This is a genomic window from Cognatishimia sp., assembly GCF_964229375.1.
Classification (GTDB): Bacteria; Pseudomonadota; Alphaproteobacteria; order Rhodobacterales; family Rhodobacteraceae; genus Cognatishimia.
The window spans coordinates 1-7,038 of record NZ_CAXREH010000031.1; the positions used below are offsets into that span (position 1 = coordinate 1).

A 7,038-nucleotide genomic window follows, 5' to 3' on the forward strand; every position below is an offset into this window, starting at 1 on the left:
TCGGCCCGATGCGCGCGCAGCTCGGCCTCGACCTGGGGTGAAAGCGGCGTTGGTTTCTCGGGCGAGACGTTCTTGAGCGGATAGGTGAACTCTTTGCCAAAGCGTGTGTTCAAAAATGACCGTACGGTCATCTGGCGTTCATAGGCAAACAGATGATGCACGGGGATGGTGCCATCAAACATCGACAGAAACCCAAGCTGCGTCCCGATCGCGGCGGCGGGGGGCTGAGGATCCTGCATGGTCAGCCTAACGAAGTCGTCAAACCTGAGATCCTGACAGTCTTTGCGTCCCCCCTTGGCGACCGGCCGCGCCCTATAGCGATACCAACTGCGGATCTGTTCAATGGGGTCGCGGATGATCGCCATGACCTCGGGTTTAAGGTCGTAGAATTCGTCCAGAAAGGGCACCATCCTGCGTTTGAACTGGCCTGCTGTCATGTGTTTGCGGCGTTTGGCAAAGACAATGTCTGCTTGCGCGCGCAAAGCCATCTCGTAGGCCGTGCTGCCGGTTTTGGGCACCGCAAGAAAAGCGAGGTTTTGTTCAAAGTAGATCTGCACGCGAGGTCTTTCCAAAGGTGGTCAAACTATCGCGTGCAGTTCAGAAAGTGTCAAAGAAGAAAGCTTAGACCCAGTCGCCCGAAAACCCTTTGGGTATCATCAGGACGTCTTTGTCGACTTCTTCGATTGTGCGGCGTCCGGCAAGGGCCATCGAAACGTCCAGTTCCTTGTGAATGACCTCAAGCGCTTTGGTCACGCCCGCCTCTCCCATAGCGCCGAGGCCATAGATGTAGGCGCGCCCGATATAGGTGCCCTTGGCGCCCATCGCGACGGCTTTTAACACGTCCTGACCAGAGCGGATACCGCTGTCCAGATGCACTTCGATTTTGTCGCCCACCGCGTCCATGATCGGGGGCAGGGCACGGATTGCGGAAAGGGCTCCGTCCAGCTGGCGCCCGCCGTGGTTAGACACGATGATCGCATCGGCCCCCACATCCAGCGCCTTGACCGCGTCGCGCGGGTCGATGATGCCTTTGATGATCAGCGGGCCATCCCACATCTTGCGGAACTCTTTGATGCGGTCCCAGTCCAGCGCCTGATCAAAGCTCTTGGCTGTCCATTCAAACAAAGATCCCGGATCGTTAACGCCCTTTGCGTGGCCAATGATATTGCCAAAGCCGCGACGTTTTGTGCCCAGCATCTCTAGGCCCCAGCGCCATTTGGTTGACAGGTTGATGATGTTCTTCAAGGTCGGCTTGGGTGGCGCGGACAGGCCGTTTTTCAGGTCTTTATGGCGTTGCCCAAGCATCTGAAGATCAACGGTAATCACGGCGGCTGAACATTTCGCATCCTTGGCGCGGTCAAACAGACGACGCATAAAATCATCGTCGGTCAGGGTGTAGACCTGCATCCAGAAAGGCTTGTCTGTGTTTTCGGCAACGTCCTCGATCGAGCAGATCGACATCGTTGACAGCGTGAACGGCACGCCGAACTTGCCAGCGGCCTTCGCCGCTTTGATTTCGCCATCCGCTGATTGCATTCCGGTCAGCCCAACAGGGGCCAGAGCAACCGGCATCGAGACATCTTGGCCGATCATCTGGGTTGCTGTGCTGCGGCCGGTCATGTCGATGGCCACACGTTGCTTCAGATAGATGTCCGAGAAGTCCGATGTGTTCTCGCGAAACGTCTGCTCTGTATAGCTCCCGCTTTCGGCATAATCATAGAACATCCGGGGGACGCGACCCTCGTAGATGCGTTTGAGATCCTCGATACAGGTGATGACGGGCATGGCAAAACTCTCTGAATTGGTAAGGGTTGTTTGCCAATTTGGGGCGTAAACTTCAATCCCCAATATTGGGTAGGGCGCGTGTAAACGACAAAAACCGGCAAATTGCCGGTGTTTCGGATCAAATTTTAAGGGGTTCAGACGTGTTTCAGCCGCTTAAGGGCGAAGATGCCGATAGACCAGATCCGTGGGATCGCTGCGCGGCGCGTCCGCATCCAGCTGCGCCCCAAGGCGTTGCGCCAGGCGCTGAGATTTTGCGTTATCGGGATCGATATAGCTGACCAGCGCCGGGATCTCCAAAGTCTCAAACGCCCATTGACGCAGACGCACGGCGGCTTCAAAGGCAAATCCTTTGCCCTCGGCGGTATCATAAAGCATCCAGCCAAGCTCTTTTTCCGGAAACAACGGGCCGTGGTTTATCCCGACCTGTCCGGCCACCGCGCCAGAGGATTTCTCGACGATCATCAACGCCCCGTGCCCAAACAGCGACCATTGACCGGCGTCGTGGCAAAACATGCCCCAGGCGTCGCGTTCAGAAAAAGGGCCGCCCATATAGCGTGCGCGCTCGGACCCCATCAGCTTTTTGTAGGCAGACCAGTCATCCAGCGACATCGGGCGCAGGATCAATCGGTCCGTTTCCAGCGTCGGGGTTTGGGACATGGGGTCAGGCGCGATGCGCTCCGTCGGCGAGGGTTTTGACAAAAGCCAGCACCTCGGACGCAGGTTTGCCGTCCGCGACCATTTTCACGATGGCCGACCCGACAACCGCGCCGTCAGACACCGATGCAATCGCTTCGGATTTTTCTGGCGAGTTGATGCCAAAGCCGACGATGACGGGCAGGTCTGTTGAGGCCTTGATGCGTTCGACTTCGGGGCCAACGTTGGTCGCTTGGGCCTCGGCGGCACCGGTGATGCCGGTGATCGACACGTAATAAACAAAGCCAGAGGTGTTCTGCAGCACTTTGGGCAGACGCTTTTCATCGGTGGTTGGCGTTGCAAGGCGGATAAAGTTCAATCCTGCAGCTTGCGCCGGAATGCAGAGTTCATCGTCCTCTTCAGGGGGCAGGTCGACCACGATCAACCCGTCGATGCCCGCGTCTTTGGCGTCTTTCAGGAATTGATCCACGCCGCGATTGTAGATCGGGTTGTAATAGCCCATCAGAACGATCGGTGTGGTGTCGTCGTCTTTGCGGAAATCGCGCGCCATTTGCAGCGTGGTTTCCAGCGTCATACCCTGATCCAGCGCGCGTTGGCCGGCCAGCTGAATCGTTGGACCGTCTGCCATTGGATCGGTGAACGGCAGGCCCAACTCGATGATGTCCACACCCGCTGCCGGAAGCCCTTTGACGACCTCAAGCGAGGTCTCATAGTTCGGATCTCCTGCCATCACATAGGACACAAAGGCTTTTTTGCCTTGGGCTTTCAGCTCTGCAAATTTCGCATCGATGCGCGTTGTGAGTTCGGTCATTGGGCGATCCTTCATGGTCCGGTGCAGGGTCTTACCACAAGATGACCGTGCTCCGCTCTATGACCAGCGGTTTGCCTAAAGTTTTTGGGGAAATCAATCCTTCGCGGACGTGGTATCGGCTTTGCTGCCGAAAAGACGCGAGATCATGCGACGCAGAGGGCCGGGGCCACGGGTCTTGCCAAGGCTGATTTGTGCACGAATGCGCTCTATTTCGTGGTTGTCGATGACCCGCTCGGCACAGCCGCAGCCTTCGCCCAGACCGACTTTTGTGTAGTAGAACTTTTCAAAGCTTTGTTGCCGCATCAGTCGTCTTCCTTTGCAATCATAATCATCCAATGTGTGCCAAACCGGTCTTTGCAGGTACCAAACCCATAGGCAAAGAAGGTTTCCTGATAATCCATCAGGATCTCGCCGCCTTCGGCCAGTCTGGCAAATTTCGCGCGCCCGTCTTTTGCGTCCTTGGCGTAATGCGTGACATGGACCGAAGCCTGCGGCGCATAGCCCTGACCCGGAAGCACATCCGAGGCCATCAGCATATGGTCGCCAATCCGGATATGTGAATACATCACCCGCGCGATTGGCGGCATACCCGCCTCTGGGGGCGCCTCGCCGAACGAGGTTTTGACGACTTCATCCGCCCCAAGCACATCGGCATAGAAATCCATCGCCTCTTCGCAGTTTCCGTCGAAAAACAAAAATGGTGTAAAGCTCATAATAAGGTCCCCTGTGGCGCAATGGTCAGAGGGTAACACCACCTTGCGTCATTCCCAAACACTCAGTAAGAGCGGCAGAGCAAATCACAGGAGGCCGCAATGGGCTTTAAAGTTGGGATCGTAGGGCTGCCGAATGTGGGCAAATCCACCACGTTTAACGCGCTGACCAAGACCGCAGCTGCACAGGCGGCGAACTTTCCGTTCTGTACCATTGAGCCAAACGTCGGCGACGTCGCGGTTCCTGATGATCGGCTGGACAAATTGGCCGCAATCGCAAGCTCTAAACAGATTATTCCGACCCGCATGACATTCGTCGACATCGCCGGTCTGGTGAAGGGCGCTTCTAAGGGCGAGGGGCTGGGCAACCAATTCCTGGCCAATATTCGCGAAACCGACGCGATTGCCCATGTGCTGCGTTGCTTTGACGACGACGATGTGACCCATGTGGATGACCGCGTGGATCCTGTTGCCGATGCCGAGACCATCGAAACCGAATTGATGCTGGCCGATCTGGAAAGCATTGAAAAACGCCGTCAGGGTCTGGTGCGCAAGCTGAAGGGCAACGACAAAGAGGCCAAAGAACAGGACCGTTTGCTGGCTATGGCGCAGGAGGCGATTGAACACGACCGCCCTGCACGCACTGTCGAAATCGCGCCAGAGGATGAAAAACTGTGGAAGGGTCTGCAGCTGTTGTCCACCAAGCCTGTGCTTTATGTCTGCAATGTCGGGGAATCCGAGGCAGCCGAAGGCAATGCGCATTCCGCAGCCGTTGCTGAAATGGCCGCGAAACAGGGCAACACCCATGTGATTATTTCGGCGCAGATCGAAGAAGAGATCAGCCAGCTTGAGGCCGAAGAAGCCGAGATGTTCCTAGGCGAAATGGGGCTGGAAGAGGCCGGACTGGACCGCCTGATCCGCGCGGGCCATGACCTGTTGCAGTTGGAAACCTATTTCACTGTCGGCCCGAAAGAGGCCCGTGCCTGGACCATCAAACGCGGCACGCTCGCGCCACAGGCGGCCGGTGTCATTCACGGCGACTTTGAACGCGGCTTCATTCGTGCCGAAACCATCGCCTATGACGACTACATCGCCTGCAATGGCGAGCAGGGCGCGAAAGAGGCGGGTAAAATGCGGGCCGAAGGTAAGGCCTATGTGGTGCAGGACGGCGACGTCATGCATTTCTTGTTCAACACCTGATCCCGCTCGGGGTTTTTGAAAATTTTGAAAGTCTTAAAGGCAAGCGCGGCGATTTCGGGCTTGTTTCCGTTAGCGCTATCCACATTATGGCTCGCTTATTCAAGAGGACCGTTATGACCAAGATTATCATCGACACAGATCCCGGCATCGACGACGCGATGGCGATTTTCTATGCCGCTTCCGCGCCGGACATCGAGTTGCTCGGCCTGACGGCGATCTTTGGAAACGTCACGGTCGAAACCGCCACACGCAATGCGCTGCGCCTTCTAGAGGCCGCTGGTCTGGATGTGCCCGTCGCCAAAGGGGCAGACGCGCCGCTTGCGATGCCGCCGTTTAAGCCATCCGCTCATGTGCATGGTGAAGAAGGCTTTGGGGACATTCCGGCCGAAACCCCAAAAGGGCAGGCGGTTGCGGAAAGTGCTGCAGAATTTCTGGTGCGCATGGCGCGCGACCACAAAGGCGAGCTGGTGCTGTGCCCGATCGGCCCTCTGACCAACGTCGCGCTGGCGATGCAACTGGACCCAGAGTTTGCCTCAAATGTGGACCGCATCGTGCTGATGGGCGGCTCATACAAAGAGGGCGGCAACATCACGCCTTATGCCGAGGCCAATATCTATCACGATCCCCACGCCGCCGAGGTGGTCTTTGCCTCGGGTGCCAAAATCGAGATGGTCGGCCTGGATGTGACCCATCGGATCCTCTGCTCAAAAGAGGACTTCGCCACCATGGCCGCGGCTGCGCCGCATCTCGGCGGGATGCTGCAGGACATGAGCCATTTCTATCTGAAGTTCTATGAGTCCTTCGGCATGACCGAGGGATGCAGCCTGCATGACCCGGCCGCGGTCATTGCCTGTACACATCCACATCTGTTTACGCCCGAAAACGTGCCGCTGACCGTCGTGACCGAGGGCGAACACATTGGCGAAACAGTGCTGGCGGACGACAGTCGCGCGGACACGCAGGTATTGATGGCCGTGCAAAGCGCCGAGGTCAAAGCGTTGTTTCTGGACCGGATCTGCGCATTGTCGTAAGGCGGCTGGTGCAGGTTTCTGTCATAAGGATGGGCTATGTACTGGCTCTGAACAGGAGATTTGCGCATGCTGCACACCCCAACGCCGTCGTCTATTCTGGATGACTTGCTTAATCGCTATCCAGGGACGGTCGCAGTCGATGCCTGGGGCGAGACTTCTGTCTTTTATAACCCGGGCAATCGCCTGCCACGCGGGGTCTATTTTGCGACCGTCAAACAGAAGGACGGCGACAACGACAAAGCGTCTGATTTGAACCGAGAGGGCGTGTTCCGCCTGAATATCGGAACGTCAAAACCGATGTTTCTTGATGCCTTCGGCCCTCCACCAAAGCGCCCCGCCAAAGGCTGCGCGATCGACGGTCCATGGGATTTCACCCAGCTGAACCAGCTGACGCCACATCCAGTTTATGGCTGGATGAGCTGGGTCGCAGTCCTGAACCCGTCGCGCGAGACGCTGACGTATCTCATGCCGCTCATCGACGCCGCCTATGACAAAGCCAAAGGCGCCTTTAATAAGAAGGTAAAGTAGCCGTTTCTTCGACCTAACCCTCTGACAGGCCTGTTTTTTCGGGTCGTCGAGCTTGAGCCCTGAACGAGTGGCTTTCTGACGCGTCAGGGTTCGGCAATTTGTGTCAATTTCTTCAAAAAGCGCCTTGTCTCTCTCTGCCCGGCCCAATATACGGGTCAGCGGAGACGTGGCCGAGTGGTCGAAGGCGCTCCCCTGCTAAGGGAGTATACCGGAAACGGTATCGAGGGTTCGAATCCCTTCGTCTCCGCCATAATCACATGTCAAATGACAGGCGCGCCCGACCGGACGTCAATGCCCGACGGGCGGCGCCCCGGACGCA

Annotated in this window: 9 protein-coding genes and 1 tRNA gene; 4 read left to right on the forward strand and 6 right to left on the reverse strand. The window is 57.1% G+C overall.

Annotated features, from left to right (window positions below; genetic code table 11):
• From ACEQWH_RS02465 to ACEQWH_RS02490, 6 genes are all read right to left on the reverse strand, one after another.
• Positions 1-557, reverse strand: a 557-nt coding sequence (locus ACEQWH_RS02465; protein WP_370227995.1) for a hypothetical protein, incomplete at its 3' end; no start/stop codon positions are given.
• A 64-nt stretch (positions 558-621) separates the two neighbouring features.
• Positions 622-1,785, reverse strand: coding sequence for an L-lactate dehydrogenase (locus ACEQWH_RS02470; protein ID WP_370227997.1), 1,164 nt, complete (start codon positions 1,783-1,785; stop codon positions 622-624).
• A gap of 153 nt (positions 1,786-1,938) precedes the next feature.
• On the reverse strand, positions 1,939-2,484 hold the full coding sequence (locus tag ACEQWH_RS02475) for a GNAT family N-acetyltransferase (RefSeq protein ID WP_370227999.1): 546 nt from the start codon (positions 2,482-2,484) through the stop codon (positions 1,939-1,941).
• The gene (gene trpA / locus ACEQWH_RS02480; RefSeq protein WP_370228001.1) at positions 2,447-3,250 is read right to left on the reverse strand and encodes a tryptophan synthase subunit alpha; all 804 of its coding nucleotides are present in this window, start codon (positions 3,248-3,250) and stop codon (positions 2,447-2,449) included. Before trpA ends, ACEQWH_RS02475 begins: the two co-directional genes overlap by 38 nt.
• A gap of 93 nt (positions 3,251-3,343) precedes the next feature.
• Positions 3,344-3,553 carry a hypothetical protein gene (locus tag ACEQWH_RS02485; protein ID WP_370228003.1) on the reverse strand — a complete coding sequence of 70 codons (210 nt, stop codon included), beginning with the start codon at positions 3,551-3,553 and terminating at the stop codon, positions 3,344-3,346.
• Positions 3,553-3,963 carry a VOC family protein gene (locus tag ACEQWH_RS02490; RefSeq protein ID WP_370228005.1) on the reverse strand — a complete coding sequence of 137 codons (411 nt, stop codon included), beginning with the start codon at positions 3,961-3,963 and terminating at the stop codon, positions 3,553-3,555. The genes ACEQWH_RS02485 and ACEQWH_RS02490 overlap by 1 nt, the downstream gene beginning before the upstream one ends.
• Before the next feature lie 99 nt (positions 3,964-4,062).
• Between ACEQWH_RS02490 and ychF the strand changes: the two genes are divergently transcribed.
• The 4 genes from ychF (at position 4,063) to ACEQWH_RS02510 (ending at position 6,969) form a co-directional block, all read left to right on the forward strand.
• Positions 4,063-5,160, forward strand: a complete 1,098-nt coding sequence (gene ychF, locus ACEQWH_RS02495; RefSeq protein WP_370228007.1) for a redox-regulated ATPase YchF — start codon at positions 4,063-4,065, stop codon at positions 5,158-5,160.
• Positions 5,161-5,273: 113 nt separating this feature from the next.
• Entirely contained in the window at positions 5,274-6,191 is a 918-nt protein-coding gene (locus ACEQWH_RS02500) for a nucleoside hydrolase (protein ID WP_370228009.1), read from the forward strand.
• A gap of 66 nt (positions 6,192-6,257) precedes the next feature.
• Positions 6,258-6,719 (forward strand): DUF6194 family protein, encoded by a 462-nt coding sequence (locus ACEQWH_RS02505; RefSeq protein ID WP_370228011.1) that lies wholly within the window; start codon positions 6,258-6,260, stop codon positions 6,717-6,719.
• Positions 6,720-6,879: 160 nt separating this feature from the next.
• Positions 6,880-6,969 (forward strand) — tRNA-Ser (locus ACEQWH_RS02510).
• Positions 6,970-7,038: the final 69 nt, after the last annotated feature.

Excerpts from the sequence above, each read along its gene's own strand:
- ACEQWH_RS02470 (WP_370227997.1), bottom strand. The coding sequence starts at position 1,785 with ATGCCCGTCATCACCTGTATCGAGGATCTCAAACGCATCTACGAGGGT.
- trpA (WP_370228001.1), bottom strand. The coding sequence starts at position 3,250 with ATGACCGAACTCACAACGCGCATCGATGCGAAATTTGCAGAGCTGAAA.
- ACEQWH_RS02485 (WP_370228003.1), bottom strand. The coding sequence starts at position 3,553 with ATGCGGCAACAAAGCTTTGAAAAGTTCTACTACACAAAAGTCGGTCTG.
- ACEQWH_RS02490 (WP_370228005.1), bottom strand. The coding sequence starts at position 3,963 with ATGAGCTTTACACCATTTTTGTTTTTCGACGGAAACTGCGAAGAGGCG.
- ychF (WP_370228007.1), top strand. The coding sequence starts at position 4,063 with ATGGGCTTTAAAGTTGGGATCGTAGGGCTGCCGAATGTGGGCAAATCC.
- ACEQWH_RS02500 (WP_370228009.1), top strand. The coding sequence starts at position 5,274 with ATGACCAAGATTATCATCGACACAGATCCCGGCATCGACGACGCGATG.
- ACEQWH_RS02505 (WP_370228011.1), top strand. The coding sequence starts at position 6,258 with ATGCTGCACACCCCAACGCCGTCGTCTATTCTGGATGACTTGCTTAAT.